General features: G+C 66.8%; 16 protein-coding genes and 1 pseudogene. 9 read left to right on the top strand and 8 right to left on the bottom strand.

Going from position 1 to position 16163, the window contains the following annotated elements:
• Positions 1–53 precede the first annotated feature (53 nt).
• A complete protein-coding gene (gene rraA, locus AC1DBN_RS08970; protein ID WP_091716694.1) occupies positions 54–539 on the bottom strand; it encodes a ribonuclease E activity regulator RraA in 486 nt (161 codons plus the stop codon).
• A 126-nt stretch (positions 540–665) separates the two neighbouring features.
• On the opposite strand from rraA, the gene AC1DBN_RS08965 reads away from it, so the two are divergent.
• The 5 genes from AC1DBN_RS08965 to AC1DBN_RS08945 all read left to right on the top strand — a co-directional run bounded on the left by AC1DBN_RS08965 (position 666) and on the right by AC1DBN_RS08945 (position 5815).
• A complete protein-coding gene (locus AC1DBN_RS08965) occupies positions 666–1943 on the top strand; it encodes an MFS transporter (protein WP_477723036.1) in 1278 nt (425 codons plus the stop codon).
• A gap of 138 nt (positions 1944–2081) precedes the next feature.
• Positions 2082–2690 (top strand): TetR/AcrR family transcriptional regulator, encoded by a 609-nt coding sequence (locus AC1DBN_RS08960; RefSeq protein ID WP_477723035.1) that lies wholly within the window; start codon positions 2082–2084, stop codon positions 2688–2690.
• A 286-nt stretch (positions 2691–2976) separates the two neighbouring features.
• A complete protein-coding gene (locus AC1DBN_RS08955) occupies positions 2977–4176 on the top strand; it encodes an NAD(P)-dependent malic enzyme (RefSeq protein WP_091716690.1) in 1200 nt (399 codons plus the stop codon).
• Between the two features lie 111 nt (positions 4177–4287).
• Positions 4288–4791, top strand: a complete 504-nt coding sequence (locus AC1DBN_RS08950; RefSeq protein WP_314216560.1) for a DUF456 domain-containing protein — start codon at positions 4288–4290, stop codon at positions 4789–4791.
• A 49-nt stretch (positions 4792–4840) separates the two neighbouring features.
• A complete protein-coding gene (locus AC1DBN_RS08945; protein ID WP_314216559.1) occupies positions 4841–5815 on the top strand; it encodes a hypothetical protein in 975 nt (324 codons plus the stop codon).
• On the opposite strand, the gene AC1DBN_RS08940 is transcribed toward AC1DBN_RS08945, so the two are convergent.
• Positions 5812–6459: a LysE family translocator gene (locus AC1DBN_RS08940; RefSeq protein WP_314216557.1), complete on the bottom strand. Its 648-nt coding sequence runs from the start codon at positions 6457–6459 to the stop codon at positions 5812–5814. The genes AC1DBN_RS08945 and AC1DBN_RS08940 overlap by 4 nt on opposite strands.
• A 106-nt stretch (positions 6460–6565) precedes the next feature.
• Here AC1DBN_RS08940 and AC1DBN_RS08935 point away from each other — a divergent pair, with 106 nt between their 5' ends.
• Entirely contained in the window at positions 6566–7021 is a 456-nt protein-coding gene (locus AC1DBN_RS08935) for an Lrp/AsnC family transcriptional regulator (protein ID WP_314216556.1), read from the top strand.
• Positions 7022–7036: 15 nt separating this feature from the next.
• Here the strand turns inward: AC1DBN_RS08935 and AC1DBN_RS08930 are convergent, their stop codons facing one another.
• From AC1DBN_RS08930 to AC1DBN_RS08920, 3 genes are all read right to left on the bottom strand, one after another.
• A complete protein-coding gene (locus AC1DBN_RS08930; RefSeq protein ID WP_314216555.1) occupies positions 7037–7714 on the bottom strand; it encodes a hypothetical protein in 678 nt (225 codons plus the stop codon).
• Positions 7711–9192 (bottom strand): WXG100 family type VII secretion target, encoded by a 1482-nt coding sequence (locus tag AC1DBN_RS08925; RefSeq protein ID WP_477723034.1) that lies wholly within the window; start codon positions 9190–9192, stop codon positions 7711–7713. The genes AC1DBN_RS08930 and AC1DBN_RS08925 overlap by 4 nt, the downstream gene beginning before the upstream one ends.
• A 69-nt stretch (positions 9193–9261) precedes the next feature.
• Positions 9262–9720, bottom strand: coding sequence for an Lrp/AsnC family transcriptional regulator (locus AC1DBN_RS08920; RefSeq protein ID WP_015938912.1), 459 nt, complete (start codon positions 9718–9720; stop codon positions 9262–9264).
• A 325-nt stretch (positions 9721–10045) separates the two neighbouring features.
• Here AC1DBN_RS08920 and gluQRS point away from each other — a divergent pair, with 325 nt between their 5' ends.
• Together gluQRS and AC1DBN_RS08910 are read left to right on the top strand one after the other, a co-directional pair.
• A complete protein-coding gene (gene gluQRS / locus AC1DBN_RS08915; protein ID WP_091716678.1) occupies positions 10046–10939 on the top strand; it encodes a tRNA glutamyl-Q(34) synthetase GluQRS in 894 nt (297 codons plus the stop codon).
• Positions 10940–10971: 32 nt separating this feature from the next.
• Entirely contained in the window at positions 10972–11187 is a 216-nt protein-coding gene (locus AC1DBN_RS08910; RefSeq protein WP_091723703.1) for a transcriptional regulator, read from the top strand.
• A 3-nt stretch (positions 11188–11190) separates the two neighbouring features.
• On the opposite strand, the gene AC1DBN_RS08905 is transcribed toward AC1DBN_RS08910, so the two are convergent.
• Both AC1DBN_RS08905 and AC1DBN_RS08900 read right to left on the bottom strand, forming a co-directional pair.
• On the bottom strand, positions 11191–12447 hold the full coding sequence (locus AC1DBN_RS08905; protein WP_091716676.1) for a low temperature requirement protein A: 1257 nt from the start codon (positions 12445–12447) through the stop codon (positions 11191–11193).
• A gap of 28 nt (positions 12448–12475) precedes the next feature.
• A complete protein-coding gene (locus AC1DBN_RS08900; RefSeq protein ID WP_091716674.1) occupies positions 12476–13792 on the bottom strand; it encodes an ATP-binding protein in 1317 nt (438 codons plus the stop codon).
• Positions 13793–14023: 231 nt separating this feature from the next.
• On the opposite strand from AC1DBN_RS08900, the gene ggt reads away from it, so the two are divergent.
• On the top strand, positions 14024–15868 hold the full coding sequence (gene ggt / locus AC1DBN_RS08895) for a gamma-glutamyltransferase (protein ID WP_314216549.1): 1845 nt from the start codon (positions 14024–14026) through the stop codon (positions 15866–15868).
• Between the two features lie 98 nt (positions 15869–15966).
• On the opposite strand, the pseudogene AC1DBN_RS08890 reads toward ggt, so the two are convergent.
• Positions 15967–16163 (bottom strand): annotated as a pseudogene (locus AC1DBN_RS08890) (amino acid permease); the annotation flags it as partial.

Here is a 16163-nt window from a genome sequence, read left to right as displayed (position 1 = left end):
TATCTTACCTGCAGTTCCATTCCCCGTCGCGGGAAACTTTTTAGGCCGCCGGGTTACGGCTCCACGAGGATGCCGTCCGGGTCGCACCAGATCTGGGCGCCCGTGCGGATGGTGACGCCGTCGATCACTACGTCAACGTCCACTTCGCCCGCGCCGGCCTTGGCACTCTTCCGGGGGTTGCTGCCCAGCGCCTTCACGCCGAGGTCGAGCTTGGCGATGGCTTCGCGGTCACGGATTGCGCCATTGATCACGACGCCGGCCCAGCCGTTCGCCACGGCGCTTTCGGCGATCATGTCCCCCATCAGGGCGGTCCCCAGCGAGCCGCCGCCGTCCACCACCAGCACGCTGCCGTTACCGGGGGTTGCCAGCGTGGACTTCACCAGGGCGTTGTCCTGGAAGCAGCGGATGGTCCGGGCCTGCCCGGAGAAGTGCGTGCGGCCGCCCAGGGACTGGAACTGCAGCGCCACGGACGCCAGCTCATCGCCGCGCTCGTCATAGAGGTCCGCCGTGTTGATGGCAGGGGTGGTAGCAGCGTTCATGTGGTTCTCCTTCGAGCCTCGGGGTGCCGCGCGCTCGCAACTGCCCCGGCGTGCGGCACAGACGCCGGGCAAGGCCCACGATAGTCTGATTTCCAGCATCAGCACCTGCCCCGGGGGGAACCAGCAATGAGCATGTCCAACACACCGGTCCCGCCGGACGTTCCGCGGACCACGGCCGCGGCGCTCGCCGAGCCGACGCAGAAGGTCACCGCGCGCTGGGTCACCGGGCTGGTGCTGGTCAACGTGGGCATCAACGCCGCGTTCTTTGGACCCATCAATGTCTTCATCGGCCAGCAGGCCATCAGTATTGATTCGCCCAGCAAGGAAGCCATCCTGTCCCTGGTCACGGCCTGCGGCGCCGCAGTCTCCCTGGTGGCCAACCCGCTGTTCGGTGCCTTGTCTGACCGCACCACGTCGCGCTTTGGCCGCCGAGCCCCCTGGGTGCTGGCGGGAGCGGTCCTGGCGACAGTTGCTCTGCTGGCGATGTCCTTCTCGGCGTCGGTGGCCCTTATGGTGCTGTTCTGGTGCCTGGTACAGCTGGGGGCCAACGCGGCCTACGCAGCCATTTTCGCCGCCGTCCCGGACCGGGTTCCGGTGCCGCAGCGCGGCGGCGTGGGCGGGCTGGCGGCCATGGGCCAGACCCTGGGCGTCCTCACCGGCGCCGTCTTCGGCGCGGTGGTGTCCGGCAACTTCATGGTGGGGTACTGGCTGTGTGCGGCCGCTCTTCTGGTCTCTGTGCTGCCCTACCTGTTCCACCGCAACGACCCCGCCCTGCCCAAGTCCGAACTGGGTGCTTTCAACCTGCGGGCCTTTGCCAAGGGTTTCTACATCAGCCCTGTCCGGTATCCGGACTTCGGCTGGGCATGGCTTACCCGCCTGCTGGTCAACGTGGGCAACCAGCTCACCATCGTCTACCTGCTCTTCTTCCTCCGGGACATCATCAAGCACGAGGACCCGGCATTCGGGGTACTGGTACTCACCGGAATCTATGCGGTGATGGTGATGATCACCGCTGTGATCGCCGGGCCATGGAGCGACAGGGTGGGAAAACGGAAGCCGTTTGTCATCGGTTCCTCGGCCACGATCGCCATGGCGGCACTGATCATGGCCTTCTTCCCGGTCTGGCAGGGCGCCCTGGCCGGCGCTGCCGTCCTGGGCATCGGCTTCGGGGCCTACCTTGCAGTGGACTTTGCCCTGCTGACCCAGGTACTCCCGAAGGCCGCGGACCGGGGCAAGGACCTCGGTGTCATCAACATCGCCAGCTCCCTGCCGCAGGTGATCGCGCCCCTGCTCGCGTTCCTCTCCCTGAAGTTCTTCGGCGGGTACGGCACCCTCTTCACCACGGCGGCCGTTATCGGGCTGCTGGGCGCTGTGTTCGTCGTCAAGATCAAGGGCGTGGACTGACCCTTCCGGCGGCCGTTGGTAAGGCCACTGACGAGTTGCAGCGCCGGCTGGTGACGTATAGTTGAGCCGGCTGCGGGGCTGTATGGATGGGGGAGCTCCGGCAGCAGTAACCCCAGAACACAACCCCGGAAAATGCTGATGACCGAGACTGTTTCAGACCATCCGCCCATGGCCCCCCGGCCCACTGCACCACGCCAGCGCCTTCGCTACGCACGCATGCTAGAAGCCGCTGCTTCCTTTGCCCGGAAGGGCCTGGACTCCGTGGACCTGTCCGAGATCGCCGAGAAGGCAGACGTTCCGCTGGGCACGGTGTACCGCTATTTTCCGTCGCCGACGCACCTGGTCCTGGCGCTGTACCGCCACCAGCTGGAAGAGCTGGAGGCTGCTTCGCGGCGCGAGTCTGACCGGTTCCGCGGCCGCGCCCTCCCCGGTGTCGTGATGGAAATCTTCCACATGCGGGTCATGCAGCCTGCCGTGGAACAGTGCCTGAGCCGCGGCGTCTATCTTCCGGACCGGGACACCACGTCCCTGCTGCGCGACATTGACGCCCTGGGCGAGAAGGCCGTGGAGGCCGCCGCCGGTGATGCCGTGGCGGCCAGGGTCCTGCTGCTGTCTGTCACTGGTCTGGTCCAGTCCGTCCGGAACCGCCGCCTGTCCCTCTTCGAGGCCGAAGAAGACCTCAAAAAGGCCTGCGCCCGGCTCTCTCCAGCCGCGGATGCCCGGTTCACACTCCACCAGTCGGCGTAACCGGTCTAGACCAATCTGGCATTAAATACGCCTTTATAGCGTGGCGTGAGTCACAAGGAGCGCTGAATAAACGATTTGGCAGCCATTTTCGCTGTCAAGACCGCCGTTGCGGGCTCCGGAGCTTGCCTACGATGGATCCAGCGGAGCAGCAGGGAGTGAACATCCCCGGGGGCTCCTACGGACCCGCCACCCCTGGGTTTCCTGTCGCACCATTTTCCCTGCCGGAGCCCGCACGGGTCCGGCCCCATGTGCCGTGCGTGCACGGCGAGCACCAGGAGACAACGACGTGTCCATTGACGCAGCTACAGCCACTGACAATTCCGCAGCCACCGCTCTGACCGAAGCCGAGATCTTCGACGCCCACCAGGGCGGAAAGCTCTCCATCGCCAGCACCGTCCCGCTGTCCAACAAGCGCGACCTGTCCATCGCCTACACCCCCGGTGTGGCCGAGGTCAGCCGCGCCATCCACAAGCAGCCGGAGCTCGCCCGCACCCTGACCTGGGCCGAGCGCCTGGTGGTCGTGGTCAGCGACGGCACAGCAGTCCTGGGCCTGGGCAACATCGGCGCCAGCGCCTCCCTGCCCGTAATGGAGGGCAAGTCCGCACTGTTCAAGAGCTTCGGCGACCTTGATTCCATCCCCCTGGTCCTGAACACCAGCGACGTCGACGAAATCGTGGAGACCCTGGTCCGCCTGCGTCCCAGTTTCGGCGCCGTCAACCTCGAGGACATCGCCGCTCCGCGCTGCTTCGAGCTCGAGGAAAAGCTGATCGAGGCCCTGGACTGCCCGGTCATGCATGATGACCAGCACGGCACCGCAGTGGTGGCGCTGGCCGCCCTGACCAACGCCGCCAAGGTGACCGGCCGCAGCCTGGACAGCCTGAAGGTTGTGGTTTCCGGTGCCGGTGCCGCGGGCATCGCCGTCGCCGAAATCCTCCTTGCTGCCGGCATCCCGGATGTCGTCCTGCTGGATTCCCGCGGTGTCATCAACAGCACCCGCGCCGACCTCGCCGCTGACACGTCCAGCAAGAAGGCCGACATCGCGGGCCGCAGCAACCCCCGCGGTGTGGAAGGCGGCCCGGCCGAGGCCCTCGCCGGAGCCGACGTCTTCATCGGAGTTTCCTCCTCCAAGCTGGACGAGGCACACCTTGCCCTGATGAACCAGGACGCCATCGTGTTCGCCCTCTCCAACCCGGACCCCGAGGTCCTTCCTGAGGTCGCCGCCAAGTACGCCGCCGTGGTGGCCACCGGCCGCAGCGACTTCCCCAACCAGATCAACAACGTCCTGGCGTTCCCCGGCATCTTCCGGGGCGCCCTGGACGCCGGCGCACGCCGGATCACCCCGGCCATGAAGCTGGCGGCGGCCAACGCCATCGCCGAGCTCGCCGCCGAGGACCTGGCCGCCGACTACATCGTGCCCAGCCCGCTCGATCCCCGGGTTGCCCCCGCGGTGACCGCGGCCGTCGCCGCGGCGGTGGAAGCGGAGTAGTCCACCCCTTGATTACGCCCGACGGCGGTGCCTCCTTCCCCGAAAGGAGGCACCGCCGTCGGGCGTTAACGCGGTCCGGACCGGCCTCCGCGCCACCCTAGACTGGGTGCCATGACTTCCGAGACCGTGGTGACCATCCTGTGCGGCCTTGCGATCCTGGTGGGTGTGGCGGGGACCATCATCCCCGTCCTGCCGGGCAGCATCCTGATCGGGGCCAGCCTGCTGGCGTGGGCCATCTGGGGCGGCGCAGGTCCCGCCGGATGGGTGGTGTTCGCCATCGGCATCATCTTCGTGGCCGCCGGGATGGCCGCCGGCGCCGTGCTCACCGGGCGGAAGCTCAAGGAGCATGCCATTCCCAGCCGCAGCATCGTGGTGGGCCTGGTGGCCGGTGTGGCCGGCATGTTCATCATCCCGGTGGTGGGCCTGTTCGTTGGGTTCGCCGCAGGCCTGCTGCTCAGCGAAGTCCTGCGCACCCGCAACCTGCCCACCGCGGCCCGGTCCAGCTGGGCCGCCCTCAAAGCCACCGGCATCGGGATGCTCGCCGAATTCGGACTGGCGTGCCTGGCCGCCAGCGCCTGGGTCATCGGGGTATGGATTGCCGCGGTGAATGGGTAGGTTTCCTTCCCCCGTCCGGCCGCGGCCCGGCGTTCGTTAGCATGGAAAGATGACTGCCGGGGACAGCGCACCGATCTACTGGGACAGCCGTGACCTGACGCCGTTCGGCCAGGCGCACCTGCGCACGCCTGTCCACGACCTTGCCGGGGGAGTGGGCGGCCTGCTGACCGGAGTGCTGGGCGCCCGCAACCCGTCGCTGCTCGCGATCAACGGCGAGGTGCCGCGGCTCCGGCGGATGCCCCGGCCGGCCAAAGAGGTGCACGACGCCGTCTTCTCCAGCCGTGAACCCGAACGGCTCATCGCCCTGGCCCGCACCTACCCGGGCTGGGCAGGCCTGTGCTACCTGATGTCCGGGCTGCTGGTGTACCAGCACGGCGGGTACCTCCGCGCCTCGGAGCTGCTGCAGCGCGGGCTCACCACCCGGAACGATGAGGACGCGAACCGCTACTCCGCCACGTACCTGCGGCGCATCGTCACCCGGATCGAACTGGCCGAACGGGTGGAGGTTCCAGTCCTGTTCAGCGAGGAATCGGTGTTCCTGGCACTGGCCCACGCGCTGCGCGAGACCGGCCGGACCGAGGCGGCGCTGGACGCCCTCACCGGGCTGCCGCCGTCGCTCCCCATGGCCCTTGCCCGGTGCTCCCTGGCGCTCAGCCTGGGCCGGAGCCGCACCGTGATCGACTGGACCGAGGGGCTCCTGAACGCCGATGACCTGTCCGCCGCGCTGCTCCTGGTCCGCGCCCGCGCCCTTCGCCGGGAAGGCCGGCTCGACGCCGCGCAGCAGGCCATCACCGAAGTGCTGCGGCGCCGCAAGACGCACCTCGCGCTCCGGAACGATGCCCTGACGGATAAGGCGCTGCTCCTGCTGGACTCCAGCCGGCGCTCGCTCAATCCGCGCGACTGGGGCCGGCGGCACGAGGATCCCGTGCCGCTGCGTGAAATCGCCGCTCCGGTCCCCATCCGCAAGGACGAAGAGATGCGCCGCATCTGGGAACAGGACTGGAAGAACCTCAGCGAGGACTAGGCGCGGCCCGCCACAAAGGGAACAAGCTGTTCGCCGAGCAGCACTGTCCCCAGCAGGACCATGATGATCCCGCTGGCCAGGGTCACGGCCCGCGCTGCCCCGGGCCTGCTCTGCAGCAGCGTGCGGGACAGCAGTGCCACGGCCGTGTAGACCAGCCCGGCCAGCGCCACGAAGGTCATGCCCAGCAGTCCGGATTGCACCGGAACCGGCAGTGAGGCGTCCGCGCTGACGAACTGCGGGATCAGGGCGACGTAGAACAGCAGGCCCTTCGGGTTGATGCCGCTGGTGCCCATGCCTTGCAGGAAGGTCCGCAGCCGCGTTGCGCCGGGACGTCCGACGGCGCCTGCCGCACTGAAGGACGCCCCGCGCCACGAGCGGAGCGTGCTGATGCCCAGCCACATCAGGTAGCCGGCGCCCACAAGCGTCAGCCAGCCCAGAACGCCGGGCATGCCGGTCAGCACCGCGGCGAGGCCAGCCACCAGCAACGCGGTGTGCAGGACGTAGCCGCCGCACAGCCCGGCCACGGCTGGCACGAAACTGCGCTGTCCAAGCCCTGCCGTGATGGAGTAGGCCCAGTCCACGCCGGGGGTGCAGGCGAGGGCCGCGGCCACCAGCACAAAGGCCAGGAACAGCTCCGGATTCATGGTTCCTCCTGTCAGGGGATCTTTCAGGAGTAACTGTAGGAACTTTCAGGCCGGAAGTGCTGTCCGGTTTTCGCGCGGCACGCTCGGCAGGCAGTAGGATTTTTGCGTGATAGACGCTATTGACAGGAATATCTTGCGCCACCTGAAAGAGGATGGGCGGATGACCGCTACGGCGCTTGCCGCCAAGGTGGGGCTGACGGTGGCACCGTGCCACCGCCGGCTGCGCGACCTGGAGCAGTCAGGGGTGATACGCGGCTACAAGGCGGACATCGATCCCGGGGCGGTGGGACTCGGGTTTGAGGCAATCGTCTTCGTCACCCTGCGCCAGGTGGACCGGCCCACCATGGAGATTTTCGAGAGCCGGGTGGCGGACAACCCGAACATCGTGGAGGCGCAACGGCTCTTCGGTTCGCCGGACTACCTGCTGAAGGTCATCGCGGAGGACCTGCCCGCGTACCAGCGCTTTTACGACGCGGAGCTGACATCCCTGCCGGGCGTGGAACGGCTGACCTCCACCCTGGTGATGAAGAACCTCAAATCCAACGCCGGGCCGCCGGTGTAGCGGCCGCCCGTTGCCTTAGGCGACCGGGCGGACGTGGACGATGATCACCTGGGTGTCCTTGCCGCCGTCGTACCTCAGGTCGTAGTTCACGTCCAGGCCGGTGGCCGTTCCGGAGGTGATGGAGAAATCGCTCTTTCCCTCCGGGGCGCTTTCGGTGCTGCTGATCCACCGCTCGGCGGAGTCCCCGTCGATGCCGTAACGCTGCACGCCCTCACGGATCAGGGCGAAGTACTCCTCGGCGGATTGTGCGGTGAGGAAGTAGGTGACCTCGCTGAAGTCCGTGCGCTTGTCAGTGGTGTTGAACCGGATGCGGTCCGATTCGCCCGTGATTTCGCCGCTCGGTGCCACGATGGTCAGGTTGATCTTTCCGGCGCCGCGGGTGTTGATCTCGGGTCCGTAGCTGTCCGGCGTCACCTGGACGGCTGCCTTGTCCAGCGTGCCGGAGCTCATGTCCAGCCGTGCGGCACCGGTGCTGCGGATGGTCTCTACGCCGGCGGCATCAAGGGTGGAAAATTCAGAGGTTTTCACGGTGCTCCCTGCAGAAGGTGATGTGGCGGAGGACGGAGTGGCGGGATCGGGTGCGGACAGCTGGCAGCCGCCCAGGGCCAGGCTGGCGGCCAGGACCGGCAGGAGGAGTACGACGCCGGATGCGCGCCTTCGCTTCCCGGCTGCGGCCGTGCGGGTGGTCGTCACTGGTGGACCTCCGCGTCGAAGCCGTCCAGGAAGCGGTCCATGATCTGGGGGATGTTGTTGGTGGGCCGGTACTGGTCCACCCGAGTGTCAAAGTCGGAGCCGATGATCTGGGCCGCCCGGTCCGGGTCTGAGGCCAGCAGGTCCTGGTAGGCGGGCAGGGTGTCCTGCCGGATGAGTTCCCAGCGCTGGTCCGCGTTGGCAATGTTGCCGTCCGGGAAACCTGTGGTGAAGTCGGTGCGGAACTGCGTGGGGTTGTCCCAGTTGGTGAACGGCACGTTCTGCGGCCCGGGGCTTTCCACGCTGAAGGTGTAGGGAAACACCTCGGCGTAGCTCCTGGCCCCGGGAATGGAGGGCTCGCCGGCCAGGGTCACCATGTAGGTCACGGCTTCGCCGCCGGGGTGGCTGCGCATGTTGTCGTAATCGTCGGCGATGATTTCGTTCTGCTCGCGGTACAGGAGGGCTGTGTTGCCTTCCTGGACGCGGTCCGGGTCGCCGGAATCAATATTGGCCCAGGCCTCCGCCGTTCCGGCATCGATGGCACCGGAATCATGGAGCCGGTTGATCTCGTCCAGGCCGCCGTTGAGGTACGCCTGGTGCTGGCGCGCCTGGTCCAGGAAGATCTCCTTGTTCATGTCCAGCATGCTGGTTTCGTAGAAGCGGATCTCGTCATCGGTCATTCCGGCCAGCTGTTCGATCTGGTCCAGGATGGGCAGCGGGATGTTGGATGCCGGATTGTTGGCGATCTGCTGCGCGAGGTCCCGCATCATGGCCATGTCGCGGAAGCCGCCCGCGAAGGACGGTCCGATCATGTTGGCCATGCCGGCCCATTGCAGGTCCGGGTTGGCGAGGTAGGCCTGGCCGTAGAAGTCATAGACGCTGCGGATGGTGTCCCAGTTGGCTTCGGTGCCGTTGGCGGTGTCCCAGGTAGCCGGATCGATGCCCATGTCCAGCATGGCCTGGTTGTTCCAGTAATCGCTGAGGAAATCGGCGTACTCCGGGGAGTTCTTGTCGATCAGGCCGGAGTCTGCGGCAGCGTCCATGGCGGCCTTGGCGGCTTCCGGGTTGGCCAGGGCCCACTGCCGGAACTCTTCGCTCTGCAGGTAGTCCCGGCGCTCGTCCGGCGTCATCGAGTTCAGGGTGTCGGTCAGGTCCTGGGCCGTTCCGCCGCCTCCGCCTGATTGGCCTGCGCCCCCGCCGCCACCGCCGCCGCCGTTGCTGGCCCGTTCCTGTTCGTCCGCGTTGGCCAGCAACGCCTTGGACGCCGTTTCGAGCCCGGCCGTGGCGGACCTCAGCAGCTTGATGTGGGAGGAGGTCCATTCGCTGCGGAACCTGTCGCCGTCATGCCCCTTCCACAGGCCGGAGCTGATGGTGCTGTTGAGCTGCTGGCCCAGGGCGTTGAGCCGGTTGGCGCCGCCGGCGAGGTCCTTGGCGAGCCGCCGGAGCTGGGCCACGTCGCCGCCGTAAAAGGTACCCGCCATGATGATTCCCCCTGTGTGGATGTACCGTGCCAGCCTAGCCGGGAAGGTAAGGCCGGGCGATGGGGAGGGCTATCCGTCCAGCAGCCCCGTGGTGCGGTAGGGAATGACTTCGCGCAGGAACATGCTGGTGGAGGTTCGGACGATTCCCGGGCACAGCCGGATTTCCTCCGATACCCGGTAGAGGTCATCCGGACTGGTGGCCACCACCCGGATCAGGAGGTCCGTGTCGCCGGCGGGTGCGTGGCATTCGAGGACCTCCGGAATGTTCCGCAGGGCGGCGATGGCTTCATTGAGGTGGCTTTGGTCCAGTTCTGCGCTCACCGACGCTGCCACACCGCGGCCCAATGCCGCGGGAAGGACCCTGCTGCTGTTGGGCCGGAGCGCGCCGGCCGCCGTCATCCGCTCCAGGCGCGACTGCACCGTGCCGCGCGCCAGCCCCAGCCGCTGCGCCAGCACCATGATGGGCACCCGGGGGTCCTCGTCCAGCGCGCGGAGTATCCGCCGGTCCGTGGCGTCGAGTTCCTGCAATTTGCCTACTTTCTGCTGACACGGCGCACATGGATTAGTCAGATTGACTAAAGGATGGGGAGCCGGTTGCACCAACTGTATGGCTGGTGCTGAAATGTTGGCAACACGGCAGCGGCTACCGCCACTGCCCTCAGGCCACCGGCCTCCGGCACACCACCCGGGCGCCGCGCACAGCTTCCCGCAAGGAGGCCGCCGCTGATTGACTCTTGTTCACGCATCGTCTTTCCGCACCCACTGACGAGAGCCCCTGGGCTACCGATCCGCCGGATATCCGGTCATATCGGTGGCTGAGGGGCTCTTGTGCTGTTCCGCATAGGCTGGAGGCATGACTTCGGCCGGACGCTTCGCCCCCAGCCCCTCCGGCGAACTGCACGTGGGCAACCTCCGTACCGCCATCCTCGCCTGGCTCTTCGCCCGCTCCACCGGCCGCAGCTTCCTCCTGCGCGTTGAGGACCTGGACAGGGCCCGCGCCGGAGCCGAGGCCGTCCAGTTGCGTGACCTCGCCGCGATAGGGGTGGACTGGGACGGTGCGGTGGTCCGGCAGACCGCCCGCGGAGCCTTGTATGAGGAGGCCATCGGGCGCCTGCAGTCCGCAGGCCTGACCTACGAGTGCTTCTGCACCCGGCGTGAAATCCAGGAAGCCCCCTCCGCCCCGCATGCTCCACAGGGCGCCTATCCGGGCACCTGCCGGAACCTTGGACTGGCGGAACTGGAGTACAAGCGATCCACCCGGCCGGCGGCCATCCGGCTGCGCGCCGACGTTGCAAAGTTCACGGTCCGGGATGTCCTGCACGGCGCCTACACCGGCATCGTGGATGACTTTGTGCTCCGCCGCAACGACGGTGTCACCGCATACAACCTGGCAGTGGTGGTGGACGATGCCGAGCAGGGGGTTGACCAGGTGGTCCGCGGCGACGACCTGCTTTCCTCGACACCCCGGCAGGCATATCTTGCCTCCCTCTTGAATATTCCGGTTCCGGAATATGCCCACGTCCCGCTGGTGGTGAATTCCGACGGCGTCCGGCTGGCCAAGCGGGACGGCGCCGTGACGCTCGGTGACCTTGACGCTGCGGGTATTCCGGCGGGTGAGGTTCGGAACCTGCTGCTGGCATCGCTCGGACTGCCGCCCGGGACGCTAAGCGAGGCGCTGGCGGCCTTCCATCCCGCCGGACTGCCCACCGCGCCCTGGGCCTGGAAAGGCATCGTCAACAATCATTGACGGCCTTCATGGTGTCAACTAATGTTGACGCCATGGAGGTGGAACGGATGAAGACCCTCGTTGGATCAATGGACGGCAAGGGCCCTGCCGAGGCCCTGTATGCCGTTGCCGAGCTGCAGAAGGAAGTCGGCCGGGCGGAGGCGGCCCTGGTGCGCGGCGCCAGGCAGGCCGGCTTGTCCTGGGAAGCCATTGCGCTGTGCCTGGGCGTCACCAAGCAGGCCGTGCACCGGAAGTACGGCAAACAGTAAGCCTTAGGCAGGCAGTTCAGGCTCCGCTGTCTCCAGCTTCGACAGGGCCGCGTGCACCCGGTCGCTGCCGCGCTTCTCGTCGATGACGATCGAGGCGGCCAGGGCGGCCACAATGACCAGCAGGCACACGGGGACGGAGGCGCCTGCTGCCGCGAGGGCTACCGCGCCGCCCTGGACAGCGATGACGCCCGCTGCGACCGCGACGACCATGCGGTCGGTTCCCATCATCACGCTGTACAGCCAGGTGAGGGTTGCCTTGAAGACTGCCACCGGAATAGCGATGCTCGCCACGGCCGCCGCGGCGCTGATGTGGGCCTCGTGGTCGATGTAGTAGGCGGCCACATGGAGGCCGGCACCGGTGGCGGCGATGGCCGCGAAGATGGGGATGTGGCCGTAGCCGAACAGGTAGGACCGGTGCCGCCGCAGGTGCAGGGCCCGCCCGGCAGGCAGCATGAAGTACACCCACCACATTCCGAAGGCCAGTGCCGTTCCACCGAATCCCACCAGGGCCGCGTCCATGGTCCAGCCGCTGTTGGCTACAAACGCGCGCAACGTCTCGATGGCACCGATCAGGCACTCGCCCAGGGCAATGATGGCGAGCAGCCCGTACCGTTCGGCGATGTGGTGGGCATGCCACGGCGTTGTTGCCCTGCGCTCGGCAAAATAAGGCGTGGCCATTTCCAGCGCCACGAGCGGAACCACCATCAGGAGCGTGGCTGCGACGCCGGTGTCGAGGATCAGCACCGCCACCCAGCCCAGCTGGACGATGGCCAGGTACCGGGCGTAACGCAGGCAGGTCTCGCGGCGGGCAGGATCCTGGCGCGCAGCCCGCATCCACTGCGCCACCAGGGCCAGGCGCATCAGGATGTAGCCGCCCACAATGACCCGGTTGTCCACATGCTGCCCCTCGACGATCGAGTGGAACATCGGTTCGATTCCCATGGTGAGGATCAGGACGCCCACGATCTGGACCATGGTGACCACGCGGAACACCCAATCGTCCGTGTCGTAGGCGCTGGCGAACCAGGTGAAATTGATCCAGGCCCAGATCACGGCGAACATCGCGAAGGCGAACCCGATCAGCCCGGGCAGCACGTGGGCCTCCGCGATTTCATGGGCGAACTGGCTTCCCGCGACGCCGAAGGCAATCACGAAGGTCAGGTCGAAGAAGAGCTCCAGCGGGGTGGCTGCCCGGTGTTTCTCATGCGGATCGCGGCCGCCCATGCGCGCGAACGCATGCCGGAGGGGGTTTGAGGACATGCCTCAAAGATAACCGGATGGGACCCGCTCAGACCCTTCCCAAGGCGTCGATGTCTTCGAGGAAGTCCTGGTGCACTTCAGCGCTGACGGTGGTGCGGGTTTCGGCGATCGCGGCGAGGTAGTCCTCTGTGGAGGGCCCCTTCCGGACCGCCTCCCGGACGGACGGCCGCGCATCGGAGGCCAGCCCGCCGTCGTCGTACACCGCTTTTTCCAGCGCACGCTGGGAGGCGCTCCGAGCCGCGTATTCGATATCCGCCGGGGAGAAGCCCTCGGTCCGCTCCACGAGGAGTTCCACGTCCACGTCATCCACCACGGGGGCGGGGATGAAGCGCTGCCACATAGCCTCGCGGGCCTGCCGGTCCGGGAGGCCGATGGGGATGACGTAGTCGAACCGGCCGTGCCGCAGGAACGCGGTGTCCAGGGCGCGGATGAAGTTGGTGGCGCAGACCAGGAGCCGGCCGGGCTGTTCCCGGAACGCCGGAATGATCTTGAGCAGTTCGTTGGTGACGCCCTGCAGGGGTGAGGGCGGGTCGCCGGCGCGCTGGGAGGCGATCTCCTCCACCTCGTCGATGAAGACCACCGCGTGCTCGAGTTCGGCGATCTCCAGGAACGTTTCCCGCAGTGCCCCTGCCAGGCCCTGGGGATCCGCGGCGAGGCGGGACGGGAACACCTCCACGAACGGCCATTCCAGGCGGGAGGCGATGGCCTTGGCGAAGGTGGTCTTGCCGGTGCCGGGAGGGCCAAAAAGTACGACGGCGCGCGGCGGCACCACGCCGAATTCATCCGCGAGGTCCGCCTCGGCCAGCGGCAGCACCAGGCGCCGTTCCAGGAGTTCCTTTTCCTTCCGCATGCCGGCGACGTTTTCCCAGAGGTCGCGGGCGAGGACGCGGCCGCCGAGCTGGCCGAGCGCACCGAGTTCCTGCCGCTGCACGGGGATGGTGCGTTCGAAGTAGCGCAGGTTCTTCTTCAGCGCGAAGCCGCGGCCCAGGAACGCTTCCACCCGGGTTTCGGATTCAGGCATCAGGGCCGAGAGCTTGTTCAGCCCGTGCGGTGCCATCCGGGTTTCGACGGCGGCCAGCAGTGAGGTGCCGATGCCCCGGCCGCGGTACTCCGGCAGGGTGGCCAGGAAGACGATCCAGCCCTGGTCGTGCGCGGCACGCCCCACGGCGGCGCCCACCACCTGGTCACCCAGCACCGCCACCACGGCGTGGTCCTTTTCGCAGGAGGCAAGGACCTCGGACAGCGCGTACACCGGTTCCACGTTGGTTGCCTTCAGCGTCTCCCACAGGTGCAGGATCCCGTCCAGGTCCGCCGAATGGAAATCCCTGATCCGCCAGTTGGTCATGCCGTCACTCCCGTTGGTTCCCCGTTGAACTGCCCATGGTCTCTACTGCAGCGAGCATAAGCGATGGGATGGATGTTGCCCGTTGCGGTCCCGTTGCATGACGTGCTGCCGGCAGCGGTTGCTTGGCGCCAAGCAGCTCCAGGGTGCTCCGCAGGGTAGCCGGGGGCGTTGAGCCTGTGTGGCCCGAAGAGTAGCGTGTGATGGACATCACCCAAACCCCTAGGAGCAACCATGCCACATCTGGGACGCCGGGTAGGAGCCATAACGGCTGCGCTGGCGATGAGCGTGACGTCCGGAGCCATCATGAGTCCGGCCTCGGCCCACAAGTGGGACGACGAACCCGAGAAGAAAGCCACCGCCACCGGATACGGGGGAGCGGTCAGCACGGTGGACGCCGATGCTTCCGCTGCCGCCATCACGGTGCTCCGCAAGGGCGGCAACGCCGTTGACGCCGCCGTCGCAGCAGCGGCAACCCTGGGGGTAACGGAGCCCTACTCTGCCGGCATCGGCGGAGGCGGATACTTCGTGTATTACGACGCGAAGAGCGGCGAGGTGCACACGCTCGACGGCCGCGAGACCGCACCCGCGGCGGTGCCGAACGATGCGTTCATCGATCCCGCCACAGGGAAGCCGTACAACTTCTCCCCGGAACTCGTCACCAGCGGCGTTTCCGTCGGCGTCCCCGGCACGGCGGCCACGTGGGAGCGGGCACTGAAGCGCTGGGGCAGCCTGAGCCTGGGCGATGCCCTGAAGCCTGCCACTGAGGTGGCGGACAACGGGTTCACCGTGGACAGCACCTTCAACCTCCAGACCGAAGAAAACAGGGTGCGCTTCTCAGCTTTCCCGTCCACCAGCGAGCTCTATCTTCCGGGAGGGGCAGCCCCCGCCGTGGGGTCGGTCCTGAAGAACCCCGACCTCGCCGACACCTACCGGTTGCTCGGCGACGAGGGCACTGACGCCTTCTACAAGGGGCCCCTCGCCGAGGAGATTGCCGCCACCGTCCAGCAACCACCGAAGACGGCTGACACTGCGCTTCCGGTGCCCAAGGGTTTCATGACGACTAAGGACCTGGCCAAGTACAAAGTCCTGAACCAGGATCCCACCCACGTCAGCTACCGCGGTTACGACGTCTACGGCATGGCACCGTCCAGCAGTGGCGGCACCACGGTGGGCGAGGCCCTGAACATCCTGGCCCCGTTCGAACTGCCCGATTTGGCCGCCACTGACCGGCCCGCGGCCTTGCACCACTATCTTGAAGCCACCGCCCTGGCGTTCGCTGACCGTGCCAAGTATGTGGGCGATCCGAAATTTGTGGACGTTCCCACCGAAGCCCTCCTTGATGACGTCTTCGGCAAGGAACGCGCCTGCAAAATCGATCCCCTGAAGGCAGCGTCAAAGCCTGTTAAAGCCGGTGACGTGGAAAACTACGACGGCACCTGCGATGTGGCACCGGCAGCGGCCAGCGAAGGGCCGGACACCGAGAACATCAACACCACCAACCTCACCGTCTCGGACAAGTGGGGCAACGTGGTGGAGTACACGCTAACTATCGAGCAGACCGGTGGCTCGGGCATCGTGGTTCCCGGCCGTGGCTTCATCCTGAACAACGAACTCACTGACTTCTCCACGGTGTACGACGAAGCCGACCCCAACCGCATCCAGCCCGGCAAGCGGCCACGTTCCTCGATGTCGCCCACCATCGTACTGAAGGATGGTGACCCGTTCCTGGCCCTCGGCTCCCCGGGTGGATCGACCATCATCACCACGGTGCTGCAGACGCTGATCAACAGAATCGATTTCGGCATGAGTGTTGAAGAGGCCGTCGCGGCACCGAGAGCTACGCAGCGCAATACGGCCAGCGTCATCGCGGAACAGGCGTTTATCGACCAATACGGGACAGATCTTAAGTCCCAGTATGGGCACACCTTCACCGCCGCCGGAACTCCCGGCACGTCGGCGGCTGAAATCGGCGCCGCAACGGCCATCGAGTTCCATGGGGACGGCCGCGTGACAGCGGTCGCCGAACCGGAAAGGCGCGGTGGCGGATCGGCCATGGTGGTCAAACCCGCCAGGTGATCGCGGCTGCCGCCAGGCAGCTGCCCCTAAACCCCGACGGCGGCACCCGGGTTCTGTAGTTCCAGAACCCAGGTGCCGCCGTCGGACGTTAAGAAGCGCTACTTCTTGAAAGTGCCTGCCGGAGGATTGGCAACCACCGGCGCGACGCCGGTGTGGCCTTCGCGGGTTTCGGCGATTTCGTGGATGCGTTTGCGGCAGGCGTACCAGCCGAAGACCATCAGGACTGAGGCGATGGCTGTGACCATCATGGTCAGGGGCGAGTCGATGAAGACCATGACCAGGACACCTACCAGGA

The sequence above is a fragment of the Pseudarthrobacter sp. 10T415 genome, from assembly GCF_056394175.1.
Note: the sequence above shows the minus strand (reverse complement) of the source record. Positions and strands in the feature narration are given on the sequence as shown.

Excerpts from the sequence above, each read along its gene's own strand:
- AC1DBN_RS08950 (WP_314216560.1), top strand. The coding sequence starts at position 4,288 with ATGACTTCCGAGACCGTGGTGACCATCCTGTGCGGCCTTGCGATCCTG.
- AC1DBN_RS08925 (WP_477723034.1), bottom strand. The coding sequence starts at position 9,192 with ATGGCGGGTACCTTTTACGGCGGCGACGTGGCCCAGCTCCGGCGGCTC.
- AC1DBN_RS08960 (WP_477723035.1), top strand. The coding sequence starts at position 2,082 with ATGACCGAGACTGTTTCAGACCATCCGCCCATGGCCCCCCGGCCCACT.
- rraA (WP_091716694.1), bottom strand. The coding sequence starts at position 539 with ATGAACGCTGCTACCACCCCTGCCATCAACACGGCGGACCTCTATGAC.
- gluQRS (WP_091716678.1), top strand. The coding sequence starts at position 10,046 with ATGACTTCGGCCGGACGCTTCGCCCCCAGCCCCTCCGGCGAACTGCAC.
- AC1DBN_RS08940 (WP_314216557.1), bottom strand. The coding sequence starts at position 6,459 with ATGAATCCGGAGCTGTTCCTGGCCTTTGTGCTGGTGGCCGCGGCCCTC.
- AC1DBN_RS08965 (WP_477723036.1), top strand. The coding sequence starts at position 666 with ATGAGCATGTCCAACACACCGGTCCCGCCGGACGTTCCGCGGACCACG.
- AC1DBN_RS08910 (WP_091723703.1), top strand. The coding sequence starts at position 10,972 with ATGGAGGTGGAACGGATGAAGACCCTCGTTGGATCAATGGACGGCAAG.
- ggt (WP_314216549.1), top strand. The coding sequence starts at position 14,024 with ATGCCACATCTGGGACGCCGGGTAGGAGCCATAACGGCTGCGCTGGCG.
- AC1DBN_RS08905 (WP_091716676.1), bottom strand. The coding sequence starts at position 12,447 with ATGTCCTCAAACCCCCTCCGGCATGCGTTCGCGCGCATGGGCGGCCGC.
- AC1DBN_RS08900 (WP_091716674.1), bottom strand. The coding sequence starts at position 13,792 with ATGACCAACTGGCGGATCAGGGATTTCCATTCGGCGGACCTGGACGGG.
- AC1DBN_RS08945 (WP_314216559.1), top strand. The coding sequence starts at position 4,841 with ATGACTGCCGGGGACAGCGCACCGATCTACTGGGACAGCCGTGACCTG.